Here is a 19,193-nt window from a genome sequence, read left to right on the forward strand (position 1 = left end):
CCGGAAACCTATGGGGTATTTTTCGTTGCGCGATAGCGTCGTAGCTGACATGTGCGTGCATCATTAACGCGCCATGTATGTAGACAAGCAAGGCATTGATAGTGGTGACGTTTGGTTTGTACGCCCGTTGCAGCGCAGTGAGGGCAAAGTGATCGTGCATGGAGCCAATCGCGGTAGGTATCAAGTGTTTCTTCAATATAGCCTTCGTGTATCTGAACATTAAATTCGTGCGCCAATGTGATTGCCTGATCCCACGCGGCGCGTTCCATGGCGAGCAACTCAATATCTCGTAGATATTGCTTATGATTTAGCAGTGCGTGCCCGAATTCATGTAGAAGCTGCGCTTCGGCATATCGAGCCGATGCGTCATATGTAATAGCACAAGCAGTATGATTCCAGCAAAACATCTCGCCTGGAGTGATGGTAAGGTGTTGTAAGTGCGGTATGCCTGCTGCTTTAACGCGCAGTTTTGGCAAGAGCCAAGTAATCTTTTCCATAGTAATAACATCCATACACAACTGCTTCTTCAGGGTGTTTTGCTTGCACAATCTTTGGGCAAGGAATGTGCGGCGGCAAATGGTCGGTTAATATTTCGGACAGAAATTCGCCGTAGCGTTCAAAGTAAGTACCGACGCTGCCGCCGATAATAATAACGTCGGGCTGTACGATAGGGACGACTGCTAAAAATCCGCGCGACATGCGCCCGGCGATTTGCCGCCATGTACGTTTATTTTTAATGTCGCGGGCGAATTTTTTGTAGTCACGGACGATGGCGCGCCCCGAAGCGAAGCTCTCCCATTGCCGGACTTTGCCTTTGTATTCGACAAGCGCTCGTCCAGCTTCGCTATAGCGCAAGCCGGGGTCTATGTAGCCGTTCGTACAGATACCGCTCCCGATACCGGTGCTGATCGTAACGTAGAGTGATGATCGAGGAATACTGCGCAGTGCGCGCGTTTCCGATAGTCCGGCGAGATTAGCGTCATTCTCAATAAGTACAGGAACGCCTGGTAAAAGGTTCTTGAGCGCCGTATGCGCGCTAAAGTTTGCCCAGCCGAGATTTTGACACCAAACAGCAGTGCCATTACGAATGATTCCTGGCAGTGCAATAACGATAACGTCGACTTTTTTGTCCGTGTAGCGTTCACGTATAATTCGTTTTAGCTCTGCGGTGTACTGGGCTGGTTCTTTTGGCGTGGGGAATTTGATCGAGTCGCCCATTCTGCCGTTGTTTGCAAACGAGGCGACGAGCGTTTTTGTCCCACCGGTATCGATCGTAACTATCATATATCTAGCATAACACAGTTGATTTTTATGCAGAAAAGATGGTATAATAGACAAAAGGAGTTTTTCGGAAAGGAGATGGTGATGGCGCATCAGAAGGAAAAAGGAGCAGTTATCGGATATGTGCTGGTTGGCGCGCTACTAACGACGGCGCTTGCTGGCGGCGTGTATGTAATGCGCCACGGTGCAACATCAACAAGCGATACCACGCAAACGGCTAAGACCGATGAAGCAGCGAAGACCGATGCGGCGGATACGAACAAGAAGGAAGAGGCAAAAAAATCAAGCACAGCAACGCCAGACGATAAAACAAGTAATAAAAAAGACTCAGTTGACACTGTCTTGAAACAGCAAGCAGATAAGAATAAAGCCGATAACAAAAAAACTGAGGATAAAAAGCCGACCGAAGTAAAGACTGAACAAAAGACTGATGCAAAGGCGGGTACAACGACGACACCGGCGCCAGCGCCAACTCAGACTCAGCCTAGCAATCAAGCGAACGCGACGCCAGCAACAACGCCGACAACAAGTACGTCGCCAAACTCCGGGCTGCCGCACACGTCGACTGCGCCGGCAGCGAACCAATTACCAGCAACTGGTCCTGGCGAGGCGGTTATTGCGGCGGTTGCCGGCGTCATTCTATTGGGTGTCGGTATGGCGTATATTCGCTCACAGCGGCTTATCTAGACACTAGGGGTGAAATACGCTATACTAAAACGCAGTTGATGGCATAGCTATTTTAGTGTGTCTTCAGAGAATATTAACGTTAAGAAAGGAGTATTGGCGGCTTTCTATGATAGATGGCGGCTAATAACGAGTATTTATGGCAGAAGCCACGATTACAATGGATGACCTTTTGAGCGGCGACGGCGGAAAACAGCTTGTTGCAGGCGAAATGGTTACCGGGCACGTGCTAAGCGTGCGAAAACACGAAGTATTGATTGATTTGGGTGCGCATGGCGTCGGTTTTGTGCCACGTCGCGAAGTTGGTTATGGTCGGCAACTGGCGGTTGGCGATGAAGTTGCGGCAAGTGTCGTTGATGCGGAGCTTGAGAACGGCTATAGTCTTTTGAGTCTGCGTAAAGCAGCGAAAGACCGCGGCTGGGAGGAGGTTCAGGCAAAGATGGACGCTGGCGAGATTATTGAGGTGACGCCGCACGACGCAAACCGTGGCGGTTTGCTGGTAGAATACGAAGGCGTGCGCGGTTTCTTGCCGGTGTCGCAGTTGTCGGCGGAGCATTATCCGCGTGTTGGCAGCGCTGATAAAGATGAAATCTTGTCGCGGTTGAATGCGTTAGTTGGACAAACGATTCGAGTTCGTATCCTAGATTGTGACCGCAAAGCAAATAAGCTAATTTTCTCGGAAAAAGAGGCGATCAAGGACGGTCTAGCGGAGCGGTTTGAGAAACTCAAAGTTGGCGATACGGTCACGGGCGTGGTCACGGGCGTGGTTGATTTTGGTGCATTTGTGAATGTTGATGGCATTGAAGGCTTGATTCACATTTCGGAAATCAGCTGGGAGCGCGTTAATAATACGTCTGACTATGTGAAAGTCGGACAAAGCGTTGAGGCGAAGATTATTTCGATTGACAAAGAGCGCTTGAGTTTAAGTATGAAGCAACTGACGAAAGACCCGTGGCTTGATGAAGTCGATAAATTCAAGAAAGGCGATAAAGTTGAGGGTACGGTTACGCGCATTACGCCGTTTGGGGCATTTGTGCAGATTAGTCCGGCAGTTGAGGCGCTGGTTCATGTCTCGGAGATCGGCGGTGGTAATGATGTTGACCCGGAGAAGGTGTTTACGCTCAATGCGCGCAAAGGGTTTGTCATTTTGGATATCGACAAAGAAGGCCGCAAAGTTAGCTTGACGCTGACTGATAAGAAAAAGAAATAGCACCCATGTAATTATTCATGGATAATTGTCCCGGCGAGGTGCGGGCGGAAAGGAGCAAGAAATGAGCAAATCCGAAAAAATATTGATGATTGCTGATTCAATTACCGTAGGAGAGCTCGCTGAAACGCTCAATTTGCCAGTTGCGCAGCTCGTCGGTGAATTATTCAAGAATGGTATCGTGGCGACGATCAATCAGCGCATTGATTTTGAGACGGCAGAAATTATCGTTGACGAGTTAAAGCTGGATGTTGAGCTGCGGCGTAAAAAAGTTGATTCGTCGCCCGTGCAGCGGTTGCATAGACCATCGGCAAATGCGTCGGTACGCCCGCCGATCGTTGCCGTAATGGGGCACGTTGATCACGGCAAGACGACGTTACTTGACGCAATTCTTGATACGAAAGTAGTTGAAGGTGAAGCAGGCGGTATTACGCAGCATATTAGCGCATACCAGACGCGGCGGAATGACCGTACGATTACTCTACTTGACACGCCAGGACATGAAGCGTTTGCAGCGCTCCGCCAACACGGCGCGGCACTTACAGATGTCGTAATTATCGTAGTGGCGGCAGATGACGGCGTGATGCCGCAGACGGTTGAAGCGATTAAATTTGCCCGTAGCGCCAATGCGAAAATCGTTGTTGCAATCAACAAGATCGACAAAGAGGGCGCGAATGTTGATCGCGTGAAAGCGCAGTTGGCAAGTGAATACCAGCTCAATCCGGAGGAATGGGGCGGCGATACAATCATGGTGCCGGTAAGCGCAAAAACGGGCGAAAATCTTGATAAACTTCTTGACATGGTGCTGCTTGTGGCTGATATGGAGGAATTGAAAGCCGACGCTGATGTGCCGGCGGAGGGTTTGGTGATTGAGGCGCACATGGAAAAAGGCCGCGGTTCTGTAGTGAATTTGCTCATTGAGCAAGGGCAGCTAAAGCCGGGGCATTTTCTCGTGGCAGGTACGTCGTACGGCAAGGTACGCACACTGCTAAACTACAGGGGGGAAACGATCAAGTCGGCTGGTCCGTCGACGCCGGTCACTGTAACGGGATTCAAAGAACTGCCGCAATTTGGCGATATATTCACTGTAGTGAAGAACGAAAAGACCGCACGCTTAGCAGTGGAGCGCGCTAAGGTTGAAGCCGAAAAGCAAGCTGCCAGCACCAATGTGACGGGTGCTGACCTGTTGAAAATGATGACAAGAAAGCACGATAGCCAAGAGTTTAATGTCGTTGTGAAAGCGGATGTGCAAGGCTCGCTCACCTCGGTGATGGACAGCTTGCGCCTGGTAGATACGGGCGACGCGATTGACTTGCGTGTGATCGGCAGCGGCGTGGGCAATATTAACGAAAGCGATATTCGTTTGGCGAATAGCTCGCAAGCGATCGTGTACGGCTTTAATGTTGATTTACCGCCGGCAGTGAAGCGCCTTGCGATGCGCGATCGTGTGCAGGTGCGCTTGTTTAAAGTTATTTATGAGCTGCTAGACGACGCGCGCCAAAGTATGGAGCAAATGCTTGAACCAGATGTTGTTGAGACGGAAATTGGCGTACTTGATGTGAAGGGCGTATTTCGTACGATGCGCGACGAAGTGATTTGCGGCGGCATGGTAGCAAAAGGCAAGGTTGTGGCGCACACGTTGGCGCGCGTTAAGCGCGGCGGCAAGCAAATCGCCGAAGTTGAAGTGATGTCAGTGCAGCGCCAGCAGCAAGAGGCAAAAGAAGTGTTTGAGGGCGAGATGTGCGGGCTTAGCATACGCACGCACAAAAAACTTCAACTGGAGATCGGCGATACGCTGGAACTATTTACGCGCGAGTTGGTGAAACGGACGTTGTAGCAGGTAAAGTCCATAATTATTTGCATAAAACACCCTTGACGTTGTTGCACGGCGCGTCTATAATAGGTGGCGAGGATGAGTAAAAAGCTTGCATTTTTGTGTAAGTTGGTGTATAATATAAAAAGTTTGATAAAATTTAAATAGGATTGGACGTTATAACAATGAGCGAACGTAGGATGCACAGGAAGTCTGGACTAGGTCCTGCTGGGGAGTATCAACCTAAGCGCGCCGAAAGCGATGTCGTACAACCGACAGACCATCCCGAGTCATTATTGACATCTGGAGGCATAGAATCAGAAGTCGCTGAGGCTAGTTTCGCTGATAAGCGTAGTAGCTCATCTGATTCTTCTACTGACAGTGTTCCGGAGATTCCGACGGGATATACTGTTATGCATGATTCTTCTGGCAATATTGTCAATCCTCCGTTAGGCCCAGACGCTGATCTTGATAGTATTTCGGCTGGATATGACGACCATGATATATCTGCGGCAAACGATACTCCTACAACAACCTCAAAGGACCATAGGGAAGTTGTAGTCAAAGGCCAAACTGTACCGACGCTGGAGGCTGTAGAACCACGAGGGGCATCCGTTTCAAGTTCTAAGGAGCAGGTTGATAGCGACAGCAGCGTTGCGCCAGTGACAACCGAAAATGGTGAGGCCTCCTCTGGATCAACCACAGAGACTCGTTATCAAGAAAAAATTGATGATATTTACAAGAAGCTTGCTGATCCGACTGTGTCAGAGTCTATAAAAGATTATTTACGATACAAAATGACTGTTATTGAGTCGAACGCACAACAAGAACAGACCGAACAAAAAAAAGATAACAGTAGCGAAGTCAAAGCTGAAACCGTAAGTAAGACTCATGAGGAAGAGGTTGAAGACGAGCGTAGTGAAATTTCATCAAAGATAACTCATCTTGATGAGCAAATAGAGGTATACGACCATGCGATAAACGGCAAACCTCTTCGTGAAGGTCATGAGCGTGCCGCTAGAGATCAGAAACAAAGACTCGAGGACGAGAAAAAGAAGTTGCAGAAGCAGCTAGAAACGTTTAATGAAGGTGAGAAGGGCAGGGAGCTCGTTCTATATAGCGAGAATGATGACGAGCCTACTGCTCGGGATCAGGATTCAGATAAACATCCAGACAATCCGGATAAAGCAGAGGAAGGTCTGGAGCATGAGCAGCAACGAGAAGCGTATGATGCTGCGGTCGCTGAGCTTGCGAAATTACGGGCTGACGCAGAAACGAAGAGCGGAAATTTTATCACATATAAGTTCAAGAAGCCAATTAATTGGATTCTTCGCCGTTTTGGTAAGCAAAATCTCAGCATAATTGGTCGTGAGAGGCGAGAGCAAAAGCTCCGTGAAGCGGAGGATAAGGTGAAGGAGTGTGCACTTGCGCTCGCGAAGAGTCGGGCTGAGAATATTGAGAATACAGCAGATCTTAGTGAAGATGAAATTGCTCAGATGAAGTCGGATATCGCGTTTGGTGAGTTGCGTAGTCTACTAGATGTAAATGTACGCCAAGCGATCAATGATGAGCTGACAGAACGGCAAGAGAAGCGGCATTTTGGCGATAAACTTCTTGCCTCTGTCGGCAAGTGGCTAAATGGCGGCAGCAAATGGGGGCGTCGGCTTCGGAACTTTGGTCCTGGTTTTGCTACCGGTGCGCTTTTACCTGTTTTTGGAGTTGGTGTACCAGTGCTAGCGGGAGTAACGACCGGAGCTGGCATGCTTATCCATCGTGGTTCACGGTTGGCCGCTGCCGACGAGAACCTTAAGCATCATCAGGATGACGAAGGCAAGGCGAAGGCGCAGTTTGATACTGCGGAAGTTACAAAGATGCGTGAAGAAGCTGAGGCTGCGCATAGAGTCGATCCTCGTAAAGAGGCTATAGGACATTTTGCTGACTGGATGATGCACGGTAGTCGGCAGAAAAGTTACGAAGATGCTGACCGTGCTGCAAAAGAGGCGGAAACGAATGCGGGACTGTTTGCTCTTGGCGCTGGTTTGGGCAGGTTGGCAAACCTCGGTGCTCATACTGCATTGGAGAAATGGTCAACGGATGCCTCGGCAGCAAGCGCCCCTGAGACTGAAGCTCCGTCGTCAGGAAATGAGACCGCGAATGCCGATCTTAGCCCAAGCGGTGACAGCGGCAATAATAAAACTTTGAACGATGCGATGGACAGGCTTATGCACGGCTCTGGTGACTCTGGTGGTGAGGCTTTGACAAATGCAGACTTTAGCGCATACGAAGATCAGTTCCCATGGAACTGGGCGGCAGATAACTTTGGTACTGAAAATGCTGCATCGAAATTGCATGAACTAGCCGATATGGCTGCACAAAATGGTTACGATGTAGAATGGCACGGAAGCGGCGCAAATGAATGGGTGTCTATAAACGGTGATAGCAATACTACGTCTGTACTGAAAGTATTGAGTCAATATGCCAAAAAATAAAAGGGAGGGGTAAATGTTTAATATTGATGACGCTCTGCTGACAAAAATCGGCTACAATGTAGCGATGCTGACAGAAGAGCAAAAAGATAAATACAAGCGGGAAATTCAAGAGGAGCTAAATCGGCGCGTGGCGGAGCGGTTTTTGCCGGAGCTGAGCGACGACGAAATCATCGAGTTTGAAGATGTGCAGGGTAATCCCGACCGCACACGGCGCTGGCTGGCAGAGTTCCACAGTGATTACGCGACGCGCGAGGACTACAAGACAGTGCGTCAGCTGATGGATAGTGACGAGGAGGCGATGAGTTTTTACGCAGCTGCACTGTGGCTGCGTTATGCGATTCCTGGATATGGCAAGATGATGCAGGAAGTGTTTGACGAGTATGTTGAAGAGCTGATTGATATGCGCAACGAGGTCAATAAACAGCTCGGACTTATTGCATAAGCGGAGTAAGCTCTATATACTAGAGGGAGAGAAACGGAGGGACAATGTTTCAGTTAGATGATAATTTTTTGCAAGAAGTGGGGCTCGGTAGCTTACCGGACGACCAGAAGCAGGCGTTCTTAGCGCATTTTCGCGAGCAGTTAGAGATGATTGTTGGTACGAAATTGAGCGAGGGGCTAAGCGACCAGCAGCTTGGTGAGTTTGAGTCGTTCATTGACCGCAAGAGCGACCGCGTCAGTGCGTGGCTGGCAACGAATGCACCAAACTATGAGCAAGACGCGGTATACCAGCAGCTTCGCGCAAACGCGCCTGATAATGTGCCGGCGGATGTGCTATTGGCTGAATATGCAAGCCTGAAATGGCTCGGGATGAACCGCCCGAATTATCGAGACGTTGTCGCGCAGACGATGAATGAGCTGAAGCAGGAAATTATCGCGAATCGTGATGCAATCTTAGGCGGCGACGCATCCGCTGCGTAGATGCTGTCCTCCTTCCTTTTGTAGGTTTAGAAGCGGCATTGGATAACCGTCTGGTGATATGCTGTGCGGTTATTTAGTTTTTGGTCGAATTAAATAGCCGCGCAAGAATTCGCCAGCAGACATAGCCTTGCCGCTAGGGGCAATAAGCTCGTCGATTGATAAAAATGCGCCGTTTGCACATGGTAAATCAAGAGGCGTTTTTGCATTCATAATAGTGTGCGCTTTGGTGACGATGAGTTTATATGAGCCGATGGTGACGCGCGAACGCGGAAACCCGAGATGGGCGCGAATGCGCGCCTCGGTCTGGACAGCGGTAAGCGCGGTTAGATCAAGGTCGGTGTCACTGCGGCTTAGCAGCTGGCAGTAGGTGGCGTTGGCGTCGTCTTGAGGTGCTGGCTGAAGCGCGCCGCTCAAAATATCAGGTAGTTTCGCAGCGAGAGCCGCTGCACCGAGTTGGCCGAGCGTCTTGTATAACTCAGGACGAGTCTCGGATTGGTCCAGACTGTGGCGTGTTTGATAATAAATTGGTCCGGCGTCCATGTCTTTCGTAAGCTGCATAAGCGTCACGCCTGTGGTTTTGTCGCGATTGGCGATAGCGGACTCAATTGGTGATGGACCGCGGTACTTTGGTAGGAGAGAAGGATGAACGTTGATGATGCCAGGAGTGAATAAATTAATAACACTTTGCGGAATAATTTTTCCGTAACTGACAAGCACGCCGGCAGGATTTTTTATTAATTTTATATCATTTATGATATTTTTGAGTTTAGTCGGTTGCCATACGGGTATATTATGCTCTGCGGCGTAAACTTTGACGGCGGGTGCAGTGAGTACGCGATGGCGCCCACGCGGCGTGTCTGGTTTGGTGACGATGGCAGCAACATTAAATCCGTTTTCGATGAGCGCACGCAAACTGTATAAGCTGAAATCTTCAGTCCCGAAAAAGATAAGCGGCTGCTTAGTCCCAGAGGTCGTGGTTATCTTTGACATGCGTATCATAGTCGAGCGGATCAAGCTCGCCCTTGTCATTTAGCCGGTAAAATGCATCGGTTTTATCGCGGATGTGGTCGACAAATACGATACCATTGCAGTGGTCGATTTCATGCTGAATGACGCGTGCTAAAAATCCTTCGGCTTTGATGCGAATTTCGTCGCCGTCGACATTCATCGCTTTGACGCGGACACGGCTATAGCGCGGTACCTTGCCGTAAAAATCGCGCACGCTAAGGCAGCCCTCGTAATCTTCAACAAGCTCGCCTTCGTATTTTACAATTTCTGGATTAATGAGAGCGATAAATTCTTGGTTTTCTTTGTTTTCAAAATCGTTGCGCACGATAATGACGCGGTGAAGCCGGTCAATTTGCACGGCGGCGAGCGCGGCGCTGATTTCGTGCGGACGCGACGCTTCCCAGTCAATACTTGCGTCAGTCATATCCTTAACGAGCTGGCGAACTTCTTCGGTGATGACGTGAACTTTCTGCGACTTTTGGCGCAGATGGGGATTTGGTAGAGTAATAATAGATTCTTTCTTCACAACTCTGTATATTATAACAGATTCATCGGGTCGATGTCATACTGCCAGCGCGTGGGCGGCAATTGTGCGATGATGTTGAGCAGGGTGGTGCGCGTTGGCGATTTAACGACGATTTGCCAGCGATAGGTGTCGCGTTGCCGTTCGTAAAAAGCGGGAGTTGGACCAAATATATATAGATTTGGATAATCTGTGCGAAGTTTTTTAGCAAGTATTTGGGCGTTATTGATGGCGGCTTTTTCGGTTTTGTAGATACACGTGAGTTTGAGCAAATAAGTGAATGGCGGAAAATGGCTTTTACGTCGCCTAGCAAGTTCGGTAGTATAGAAAGCAGCATAATCCTGTGCAGCGCCAGTACGGATTGTTTCGTCGTGTGGTTGATATGATTGGATGACAACATTAGTTTGCTGGTTGGTGCGCCCGACACGCCCGACGACCTGCGACAATAGTTGAAAGGTACGTTCGCGCGCCATGAAATCGGGCAAAGCGAGCCCGGCGTCCGCCTGAATAACGCCGACGGTGCCAAGGTGCGGCAGGTCAAGCCCTTTAGCGACGACTTGTGTGCCGATAATAATATCAATTGTGCCGTCGTAGAGTTCTTGGTAACGCTTTTCAAGCGTATGCGCGGCGGCGGTATCGCCATCAAAGCGCGCAACGGTTGCGTGCGGAAATAATTTCCTAATCTCCAATTCAATAAGTTTCGTGCCGATGCCTTTATGAACGATATCAGTTTCGTGGCAATCAGGGCAAGAAGTTGGTACGGGCGCCGTGTTACCGCAAATGTGGCATTGCAGTATGTGCTTGTCGATATGGAGTGTGAATGGCACGAAGCAGCGCGGACAGATTGCAGACCAGCCGCAGTTAGTGCAGAGTGTCGTACTGGCGCTACCGCGGCGGTTGTGAAAAAGTAGGATTTGCTGCTTGTGTTCAAGCGAGACTGTAATGCGGGCGAGGAGCGAGTCGGATAAAAAACGATGTTGAACAAAATTTGTTTTTGATGTCATATTTATGATGTCGACGTGCGGCGGCGGAGCGGCTTGTGCACGGCGAGGGAGTGTAATGATCGAGCTATTGGTGTGTGTGGCAAGGTAATACTCGTTGATGAGCGGCGTTGCTGAACCTTGAATAACGGGCGCGCCATGATGCGCACCAAGCGTGGCGGCGACGCGCAAAGCCGAATAGCGTGGCGATTGATCTTGCTTGAAACTTGGTTCGTGCGCTTCGTCAATAATGATAGCGCCAATGTGGGTAAGCGGCAGAAAGAGCGCTGAGCGCGGACCAACGGCGATACGCGGAATGGTGCTTTGAAGGGCATTGAGCCAAATCTGATGGCGCGCAGACTCGGTTTGCTGCGAATGGGTTAGTAAGATGTCGGAAAAATGCTGTTCAAACTCTGCGATAAGCTGCGAAGTGAGGGCGATTTCTGGTACAAGGATAATGACGGATTTTTGCTGCGCCATAATATGCTTGGCATAGGTGATGTAAACAGCGGTTTTGCCGCTGCCGGTAACGCCGTGCAGCAAGGCTGTTCCATTTGTACGCTGCGTGAGCGCATCAACGGCGGCTTGCTGGTCTTTGTTGAGTAAATAATGTGTTCGATTCCGCGAAATCGTTTGGCGGGAATATGCTGCTGCGCGTCGCTTTTTTGCGAGGCCGCGCGGCAAAATTGTCTGCAATGTGGTCGCAAGGGGTGCGGCGTAGTAGCGAGCCATCCATAGAGCAGTTTTGAGCAATGGATTTGGCAGCGGCGGGATATCAAGCGCAGATGTAACAGCACGCGTATCGTATGCTGGTTTTCGCGTGTGTTTTATAACGACGCCAGTTAGCAGTAATTTGCCGACTGGGATTGTCACGAGTTGTCCAATTTGTAGAACTTGTTCGCTGCAGTAGGTAAAGTAATCGCTGCCAGCGCGAACAATCTTGATCGGTGCGACGTCGTAATAGTGCATACATGGTATTATACCTTGCATAGACGAGAGAGCGACTGCTACTATAAACGTATGTATTTTGAAAGCAGGGCACAAGCTGGGCAATTACTGGCTGCACAGGTTGTTGATAAGTATCGGTACGAGAACTGCGCGGTCGTAGCACTGACAGAAGGCGGCGTGTTGGTCGGCGAGCAGATTGCAGCGCAATTACACTGTGTGCTGATGATGCTTGTGACAGAGAATATTGATGTACCGGGCGAGAATCTGAGCTTTGGCGCGGTATCGCAGCGCGGAAATTTTACATACAACAGCGAATTTTCAACAGGAGAAATTCAGGAGTATACGAGCGAATTTCATGGCTACTTAGACGACCAGAAGCGTGAAGCGTATAGTCGTATCAACCGGCTGATCGGTGATGGCGGCACAATTAATGATATGATGCTGAAAGATCGTATTGTATTTTTGGTGTCGGATGCGCTAGCTGATGGTGCAGCGCTGAGCGTAGCATTTGATTTTTTGAAACCGATTCGAATAGAAAGACTGGTTGTAGCCACGCCGATTGCAACGGTGTCGGTGGTGGACCAGTTACACGTTACGGCGGACGAATTGCATGTGCTTGATGTGAAAGAAAATTACTTGGGAGTGAATCACTATTACTCCGACAATACGGTTCCGACACGTAAAGAGGCAATTAAGAAGATCAGCCAGATTATTTTGAATTGGCGGTAAATATAGCAGCCAAGTGGCTTGAATTGCATCTAGAAAAAATGTAGAATAAAAAGCAACAGTGGTATTAATAAAAAGCAAGAAAGGCTGTTCACGTGCTTGATGTATTTATAACCTCCAGGGTTCGGCGAAAGATCGTGGTGGTATACGCAAAATATCCAGATTTTCGTACGCATGTGCGCGGTCTCGCTAAGCTGATCAAAGAAGACCCGGGTAATATCCAGCGTGAGTTACGCCGGCTTGAAAAGGTGGGTTTTTTGATGGCTGAAAAACAGGGCAATACACGGATTTATTCAACCAACAAGCAGTTTCCGATTTTTAAAGAGCTACAGAGTATCGTGATCAAATCGCAGCAGCAAGCGAGCAGCAATCGGTCAAAACGGACGACCTCTGATATCCAACCGCGATGACGTTGTTTGAGCAGATCCTGGCAGCACGCGGATTAAGCGACGCGTCGGTACGCCAGGCATTTTTATCGCCTGACTATGCGGCAACAAAATATGACCCGTTTTTGCTATCAGAGATGGATAAGGCGGTAGAGCGGTTGGTGCTGGCGCGCCAAAAGCAGGAAAAAATCGTTATTTATGGTGATTACGATATTGATGGACTGAGCGCGACGGCACTATTGTTGGATGCGTTTCATAGTTTTGGATTTCAACGCCTAGACGCGTTTATTCCAAACCGGTTTGTTGAAGGCTATGGCATGACGATTGGCGCGGTCAATAAGGTGCGCGATATGGGCGCGCAGCTGATTGTAACGGTGGACTGCGGTAGTTTGTGCCACACGGAGATTGCGTACGCAGCTGATCTCGGTATTGATACGGTGGTGACAGACCACCATAATATTGCGCCGACGCGCCCGCCAGCGATTGCGACAGTTAATCCAAAATATGCTGATCATGAGTATCCATTTCGTGATTTGTGCGGCGCGGGTGTGGCGTTTAAGCTTGTGCAGGCACTACAGACGCGGTTGGACGGGCTGCCTGATGGGTACGAAAAATGGCTGCTTGATTTAGTGGCGTTGGGGACAGTGTGCGATATTGTGACGTTAGCGGATGAGAATCGAGCAAACGTGTATTGGGGGTTGGAAGTGCTGAAGAAGCAGCGGCGTACCGGGCTAAAAGCATTGATGGCGGTGAGCGGTATTGAGCCGGAGATAGTAAATGCACGGCATTTGGGGTTTGGGTTAGGTCCGCGTATGAATGCGGCGGGACGGCTAGATACGGCGCAGCATAGTTTGGATATGCTGACAGCAACAGACGGAATAGAGGCACTGGCGGCAAGTGAAAAATTGGAGGCGTTTAATGTTGAACGGCGTTCAATTCAGGATGAGATTTTTAAGCAAGCTTGTGAACAAGCGGATGGCATGGCGGATGACCGCGTGCTGGTGGTGGCGAGCGAAGGCTGGAATCATGGCGTGATTGGCATTGTGGCGTCGAAATTAGTCGAGACGTATAAAAAGCCGGTATTTATTATTGGTATTCGCGGTGATACGGCGACAGGTTCGGCGCGTAGTTTTGGTAATTTTTCAGCAGCGGATGCGGTACGTGCTGCCGACGATATTATCTTGCGCGGCGGTGGGCACGGCGCGGCAGCAGGCGTGACACTTGAGACGGCGCAGATCCCAGCGTTTCGCAGGCGGGTCAATGAGTTTTATGATAGTTTGAATCTGACCGACCAAGTGCGATTTTTGCAGCCAAGCGCTGACGTTGAGGTTAAAGATTTTGCAGAAATAACAGAAGAATTAGTTGAGCAAATCTCTCGGATGGAGCCGTTTGGCAACGGCAACCCTGAGCCGATTCTAAAAATTGCGCATGCGGTAGTTGCAGGCGTACGGCGTATGGGAGCAAACGGGCAGCATGTGAAAATAGCACTGCGTGATGCAAGTGAAAAGACGCTACAGGTGCTCGCATTTAACGCGCCGGAATCGTTTTTCCGCGAACCGGGCGATGAGATTGCGGCATGGTTTCAGCCAAATATTAATGAGTGGAACGGTGTGCGCACGGTTGAAGGGCGATTGTTGCATGTTGAACTACGGTAGGTGATTGTAAAAGCTCTCGCCATCTGGTATAATGATAAACGATATGGTACAAGTTACACGGAAAGATGAACGCGAGGCGAATGAAAATATTCTTCGCCGTTTTAACCGCCGCGTGTTGCAAAGCGGAAAACTCGCAAAAGCAAAGGCTATGATGCGCTTTGAGAAAGCGATGAGTAAAACTGATCGCCGCAACAAAGCGATCCTTCGCAAAGAACGAAAAGCGGAAAAGCTGGCGAAGATTCGCTTAGGAGTGCGCTAGCCAATGGCGTTAAAGCAACGCATCAGAGATGAAATGAAAGCCGCCCTACTTGGCGGCAATCGTTTTTTGGGCGATACGCTGCGTAATTTAAGCGCAGCAATCTTAGACGAGGAAGTCAAACAGAATAAGCGCGGCGATGGTTTGAGCGACGAAGCAATTGAAAAAGTGATCGCGCGCGAGGTCAAGAAGCGGCGTGAGTCGGCGGCGATCTATCGTGAGAACGACCGAGTTGATTTAGCGGAGCCTGAAGAGAAAGAGATGGCGATTTTACAGGCGTACTTGCCGGAGCAAATGACTGAAGTAGAGTTGCAACAGTTAATTAATGAGAAGATTGTGAAACTTGGCGTGAGCGATCTGCGCAGTATGGGGCAAGTGGTTGGTGCGGTAAAAGCGGCAGCCGGCAGTAAGGCTGATGGTGCGGTGGTCGCGAAATTAGTTAAACAAGCGCTAACGAAATAAATAAACAAAGGAGATTGTAGCGATGATTTTATTGTTTGGCCCGACGGGCGCGGGTAAAAGCATGCAGGGGCAAATGTTAGCAGTGCGCCAGGGGTGGAAGTGGCTTAGTACTGGCGAGATGCTGCGCCAGAGCGATGATCCGGCAGTAATTGCGACGCTGAAAAGCGGTGAATTGGTAAGCGACGAACTGACATATCATGTATTTGAGCGTGCCGTACAGGATGCGCGTGATAAAAAATACCAGAATATCATCGTGGATGGTTTTCCGCGCACGAAAGAGCAAGCGGCGTGGCTTGATGACTATATGGAGCGCATAGACGAGAAGATAGATATCGTCGTAGTGCTAGAAGTGCCAGAACAAGAAATCATGCGGCGCCTAGAGAAGCGCGGGCGCATGGAAGATACGCCTGATACGATTGCGCGGCGTATGACTATATACCGCCAAAAGATGTATCCGGTGCTTGGAATTTTTGCTGAAGCGGGCGTGAAAATTATCCACCTAGACGGTACGGGCAGCGCTGGCGAGGTGCACGATAGGATTTACGACGAGGTGAAGCGCGTATGTCCGAATTAATTACCGGTTTAAAAACGCCTGAGCAAATTCAAGCAATGCGCGAAGGCGGCAAGATTTTGGCGCGGATTTTTGCTGATATCCGCGGATTTGTGCATGCTGGGCAAACTAAACGCGAGATAGATAATTTTGTTGCGCAAAAAATTGTTGGGTATGGCGCGGAAATAACCTATAAGACGCCAGAAGTGAACTTTCCAGGTGCGATTTGTATTAGCGTGAACGACGAAATTGTGCATGGTGCACCGAATGACGATGTGTTGCAGAAAGGCGACGTTGCTAGTTTTGATTTAGTGATTACCTATAAAGGTATGAAAACTGATTCGGCGTTTACAATGGTAGTTGACGACGAGCCGAAAGGAGCGGTGAAGCATCTGCTTGCAGCAACCGAACGCAGTTTGTATGCAGGAATTGATGCGGTAAAAGGGTCAGTTCGGACGGGCGATATTGGTGCAGCAATTGAGAAAGTGTTGCGGAACGGCAAACTTGGGATAGTGCGCGAGCTGGTTGGGCATGGCGTAGGGTTACATATGCACATGCCGCCGGACATCCCGAACTACGGACGCAAAGGAACGGGTGTACTGCTGCAGCCAGGCGATACGGTGGCAATTGAGCCGATGGCGACGCTTGGTGGCGAACGGATTATCCAATTGGACGACGGTTGGACGTATGCGACGCGCGACGGTAGCCTAGCGGCACATTTTGAGCACACGATTTTAATCACTGAACACGGCGCGGAAATTATTACGCGGGCGTAGGCGATTTTATACGGGTTATGCTATAATAGCCCTATATGCAAGAACAATCTCGATATGCAGTTGGTATTGATGTTGGCACAACAATGGTTCGGTGTGTCGTTGGCCATATTGATCCAACGACGGGTACGCCGACGATTGTTGGCGTTGGCCAAGCGCCAAATAGCGGTATGCGAAAGGGTACGGTATCGAATTTGAACGGGCCGGCGCAGGCGATTGATCAGGCGCTTGGCGATGCAGAGCGTATGAGCGGTTACGAAGTAAACGCGGCGACGATTAGCGTGAATGGTTCGCATATTGTCAGTACGAAAGCCGACGGCATGATTGCAGTTGGTATGGCAGATCATGAAGTTGTTGAAGAAGATGTACTGCGCTTGGAGGATGTAGCGACAACAGGTAAAGTACCGGCGAATCGCGAGATTCTTGAGGTTGTGCCGTTTAGCTATACGCTTGATGGGCAGGGCGGTATTAAAGACCCAGTTGGCATGACAGGTACGCGTTTAGAAATTAATGCGAATGTCGTGTCGGCAATGGCGCCATATGTCGCGAACTTACAAAAAGCCGTTGAACTTGCGACAGTGAAGCCGCACGCAACGATTCCGTCGGTGATGGCGGCTGCTAAGGCGGTACTGAATGAATCGCAAATTGAAAATGGTGTGGCGGTCGTCGATTTAGGTGGTGCAACAACAAGCGTGGCGGTGTTTGAAGAAGGCGATCTACAATACGTCGGGGTTGTGTCGATGGGTGGCGTTAATATTACGAATGATTTGGCAATTGGACTGAAAACTGATCCGGAAGTTGCTGAGAAAGTAAAGCTGCAGCACGCAGCGGCAATAGCACGCAGCGAGCCTCGTAAAGTAAGCATAAAACATGAGAAGGAAACTCTGTTTTTTGACCAAGCAGAGATTGATGAAATCGTAGAAGCACGACTTGAAGAAATTCTTGAATTGGTAAATAAAGAGCTCAAAAAAGCGGGGCGTGCCGGTCAGTTGCCGAGCGGTGCGGTACTGACGGGCGGCACGGCAAACTTAAAAGGAATAGCGGAGTATGCGAAATCGCAGCTGGGCGTTGCTGCACGCGTCGGTAAGCCGCATGGATTTGGCGGTGTAGCAGACGAAATTGATAAACCGCACTTTGCAGCAGCGGTTGGGCTGATGTTGGTTGATGCTGAGGCGGCAACGGTACGTCCGCATGGTGGCAATACGTCGAAAAAGTCGGGTGGATTTATTAAAACGCTTCTGAGCAAATTCAAGCCGTAAGCAAAAGAGTGGTATACTAGTAGGTAACGTGAGGAATAGTAAGGGGTATAAGGAGTTGCAATGCCGGAAGTAAAACCAAGTGAGATTGAGACATTCGCAAGCATAAAGGTTGTGGGCGTCGGCGGCGCAGGCGGGTCGGCGGTAAACCGGATGAAAGATGCCGGGTTAGTTGGCGTGCAATTTATCGCGATGAACACTGACGCACAGGCGCTGCATAATTCAAAGGCTGATGTTAAAATCCACCTTGGTCATAGTACGACGAACGGCTTGGGTGCAGGGGCGGATCCAGCGGTTGGCGAAGCGGCAGCGCGCGAATCAATTGATGAAATTCGCGCAGCGCTTGAGGGTGCTGATATGGTATTTGTGACGATTGGCGCTGGCGGCGGCACCGGTTCGGGCGCGGGGCATGTAGTCGCTGAAGTAGCGCGCGACTTAGGTATTTTATGCGTTGGTGTTGCGACGAAGCCATTTAGTTTTGAAGGTGAAAAACGCCGGCAGAATGCCGAATGGGCGATTGCGCAATTGGGCAAAAGTGTCGATACGCTCATTACGATTCCAAATGACCGGTTGTTGCAAACGATTGACCGCCGGACGCCGTTGTTGGAAACGTTTAAGATCGCGGATGACGTGTTGCGCCAAGGCGTGCAGGGTATCTCGGAGCTAATTACCGAGCACGGGCTTATTAACCTGGACTTTGCCGACGTGAAAGCGATTATGAGCAATGCCGGTTCGGCGTTGATGGGTATTGGTCGAGCGAGCGGCGAAAACCGTGCAGCGCAGGCGGCGCAGCAGGCGATTGAAAGCCCGCTGATTGAGGTGTCGATCGACGGCGCGAAAGGCGTGCTATTTAACGTCACTGGCGGCTATGATATGAGTATGGCGGAAATTCAAGAGGCGGCAGAAATTATTACGAGCGCTGTGTCGCCGGACGCGAATATTATTTTTGGCGCGACTCTAAAGCCCGAGCTTGAAGACGAGTTGATTATTACCGTAATTGCAACGGGTTTTGATAGCGAGTTTTTCCAGCAGCAAGCCGAAGAATTAGAGCAGCCGGCAAGTTTGACGCCGGCGGCGCCTGTTGCGCCAACTGAAGACTCAAGCACTCCGGTTGATGATATTGATATGAACTTGTCGCACGCCGACGCTGCAGCGCAGTTTGCCGGCGAGTCAACGACTGATATTTGGAATCAACCGATGGATGACGATGATGATGACACGCCAGCATTTTTGCGCCGCCGCAAGAAACATAAATCATCCGATGAATAGGAGAAG

The 19,193-nt window shown here is 49.8% G+C and carries 20 protein-coding genes; 15 read left to right on the forward strand and 5 right to left on the reverse strand.

Annotation, left to right across the window (positions count from 1 at the left end):
- Nucleotides 1–8: 8 nt before the first annotated feature.
- Nucleotides 9–497 (reverse strand): hypothetical protein, encoded by a 489-nt coding sequence (locus SEML1_RS00785; protein WP_376754157.1) that lies wholly within the window; start codon nucleotides 495–497, stop codon nucleotides 9–11.
- Nucleotides 457–1,284 carry an ROK family protein gene (locus SEML1_RS00790; RefSeq protein WP_376754158.1) on the reverse strand — a complete coding sequence of 276 codons (828 nt, stop codon included), beginning with the start codon at nucleotides 1,282–1,284 and terminating at the stop codon, nucleotides 457–459. The genes SEML1_RS00785 and SEML1_RS00790 overlap by 41 nt, the downstream gene beginning before the upstream one ends.
- An 81-nt stretch (nucleotides 1,285–1,365) precedes the next feature.
- Here SEML1_RS00790 and SEML1_RS00795 point away from each other — a divergent pair, with 81 nt between their 5' ends.
- The 6 genes from SEML1_RS00795 (at nucleotide 1,366) to SEML1_RS00820 (ending at nucleotide 8,395) form a co-directional block, all read left to right on the forward strand.
- A complete protein-coding gene (locus tag SEML1_RS00795; RefSeq protein WP_376754159.1) occupies nucleotides 1,366–1,968 on the forward strand; it encodes a hypothetical protein in 603 nt (200 codons plus the stop codon).
- A 136-nt stretch (nucleotides 1,969–2,104) separates the two neighbouring features.
- On the forward strand, nucleotides 2,105–3,175 hold the full coding sequence (locus tag SEML1_RS00800) for a 30S ribosomal protein S1 (RefSeq protein ID WP_376754160.1): 1,071 nt from the start codon (nucleotides 2,105–2,107) through the stop codon (nucleotides 3,173–3,175).
- Between the two features lie 61 nt (nucleotides 3,176–3,236).
- Entirely contained in the window at nucleotides 3,237–5,009 is a 1,773-nt protein-coding gene (gene infB / locus SEML1_RS00805) for a translation initiation factor IF-2 (protein ID WP_376754161.1), read from the forward strand.
- A 176-nt stretch (nucleotides 5,010–5,185) separates the two neighbouring features.
- Nucleotides 5,186–7,474: an AAA family ATPase gene (locus SEML1_RS00810; protein WP_376754162.1), complete on the forward strand. Its 2,289-nt coding sequence runs from the start codon at nucleotides 5,186–5,188 to the stop codon at nucleotides 7,472–7,474.
- Between the two features lie 13 nt (nucleotides 7,475–7,487).
- Complete coding sequence (locus SEML1_RS00815; RefSeq protein WP_376754163.1) at nucleotides 7,488–7,916, forward strand: hypothetical protein; 429 nt, start codon at nucleotides 7,488–7,490, stop codon at nucleotides 7,914–7,916.
- 44 nt (nucleotides 7,917–7,960) lie between these two features.
- Complete coding sequence (locus tag SEML1_RS00820) at nucleotides 7,961–8,395, forward strand: DUF5663 domain-containing protein (RefSeq protein ID WP_376754164.1); 435 nt, start codon at nucleotides 7,961–7,963, stop codon at nucleotides 8,393–8,395.
- Nucleotides 8,396–8,464: 69 nt separating this feature from the next.
- On the opposite strand, the gene fmt is transcribed toward SEML1_RS00820, so the two are convergent.
- The 3 genes from fmt to priA are packed head-to-tail and all read right to left on the reverse strand — an operon-like array spanning nucleotide 8,465 to nucleotide 11,875.
- Nucleotides 8,465–9,385: a methionyl-tRNA formyltransferase gene (fmt, locus tag SEML1_RS00825; protein ID WP_376754165.1), complete on the reverse strand. Its 921-nt coding sequence runs from the start codon at nucleotides 9,383–9,385 to the stop codon at nucleotides 8,465–8,467.
- Nucleotides 9,354–9,929, reverse strand: coding sequence for a peptide deformylase (def, locus tag SEML1_RS00830; protein WP_376754166.1), 576 nt, complete (start codon nucleotides 9,927–9,929; stop codon nucleotides 9,354–9,356). The genes fmt and def overlap by 32 nt, the downstream gene beginning before the upstream one ends.
- Nucleotides 9,930–9,940: 11 nt before the next feature.
- Nucleotides 9,941–11,875 (reverse strand): replication restart helicase PriA, encoded by a 1,935-nt coding sequence (gene priA / locus SEML1_RS00835; RefSeq protein WP_376754167.1) that lies wholly within the window; start codon nucleotides 11,873–11,875, stop codon nucleotides 9,941–9,943.
- 51 nt (nucleotides 11,876–11,926) lie between these two features.
- Here priA and SEML1_RS00840 point away from each other — a divergent pair, with 51 nt between their 5' ends.
- From SEML1_RS00840 to ftsZ, 9 genes are all read left to right on the forward strand, one after another.
- Complete coding sequence (locus SEML1_RS00840; protein ID WP_376754168.1) at nucleotides 11,927–12,583, forward strand: phosphoribosyltransferase; 657 nt, start codon at nucleotides 11,927–11,929, stop codon at nucleotides 12,581–12,583.
- 92 nt (nucleotides 12,584–12,675) lie between these two features.
- Nucleotides 12,676–12,990 carry a winged helix-turn-helix domain-containing protein gene (locus SEML1_RS00845; protein ID WP_376754169.1) on the forward strand — a complete coding sequence of 105 codons (315 nt, stop codon included), beginning with the start codon at nucleotides 12,676–12,678 and terminating at the stop codon, nucleotides 12,988–12,990.
- The gene (gene recJ, locus SEML1_RS00850; protein WP_376754170.1) at nucleotides 12,987–14,621 is read left to right on the forward strand and encodes a single-stranded-DNA-specific exonuclease RecJ; all 1,635 of its coding nucleotides are present in this window, start codon (nucleotides 12,987–12,989) and stop codon (nucleotides 14,619–14,621) included. Before SEML1_RS00845 ends, recJ begins: the two co-directional genes overlap by 4 nt.
- Before the next feature lie 43 nt (nucleotides 14,622–14,664).
- Complete coding sequence (locus SEML1_RS00855) at nucleotides 14,665–14,880, forward strand: hypothetical protein (protein WP_376754171.1); 216 nt, start codon at nucleotides 14,665–14,667, stop codon at nucleotides 14,878–14,880.
- A gap of 3 nt (nucleotides 14,881–14,883) precedes the next feature.
- The gene (locus SEML1_RS00860; RefSeq protein WP_376754172.1) at nucleotides 14,884–15,339 is read left to right on the forward strand and encodes a GatB/YqeY domain-containing protein; all 456 of its coding nucleotides are present in this window, start codon (nucleotides 14,884–14,886) and stop codon (nucleotides 15,337–15,339) included.
- Between the two features lie 22 nt (nucleotides 15,340–15,361).
- Nucleotides 15,362–15,913, forward strand: coding sequence for an adenylate kinase family protein (locus SEML1_RS00865; RefSeq protein WP_376754173.1), 552 nt, complete (start codon nucleotides 15,362–15,364; stop codon nucleotides 15,911–15,913).
- Nucleotides 15,901–16,665 (forward strand): type I methionyl aminopeptidase, encoded by a 765-nt coding sequence (gene map / locus SEML1_RS00870; RefSeq protein ID WP_146424966.1) that lies wholly within the window; start codon nucleotides 15,901–15,903, stop codon nucleotides 16,663–16,665. Before SEML1_RS00865 ends, map begins: the two co-directional genes overlap by 13 nt.
- Before the next feature lie 35 nt (nucleotides 16,666–16,700).
- The gene (gene ftsA / locus SEML1_RS00875; protein WP_376754174.1) at nucleotides 16,701–17,921 is read left to right on the forward strand and encodes a cell division protein FtsA; all 1,221 of its coding nucleotides are present in this window, start codon (nucleotides 16,701–16,703) and stop codon (nucleotides 17,919–17,921) included.
- 60 nt (nucleotides 17,922–17,981) lie between these two features.
- Nucleotides 17,982–19,187 carry a cell division protein FtsZ gene (gene ftsZ / locus SEML1_RS00880; protein WP_376754175.1) on the forward strand — a complete coding sequence of 402 codons (1,206 nt, stop codon included), beginning with the start codon at nucleotides 17,982–17,984 and terminating at the stop codon, nucleotides 19,185–19,187.
- Nucleotides 19,188–19,193: the final 6 nt, after the last annotated feature.

The sequence above is a fragment of the Candidatus Saccharimonadaceae bacterium ML1 genome, assembly GCA_030253535.1.
GTDB lineage: Bacteria > Patescibacteriota > Saccharimonadia > Saccharimonadales > Saccharimonadaceae > Saccharimonas > Saccharimonas epibionticum.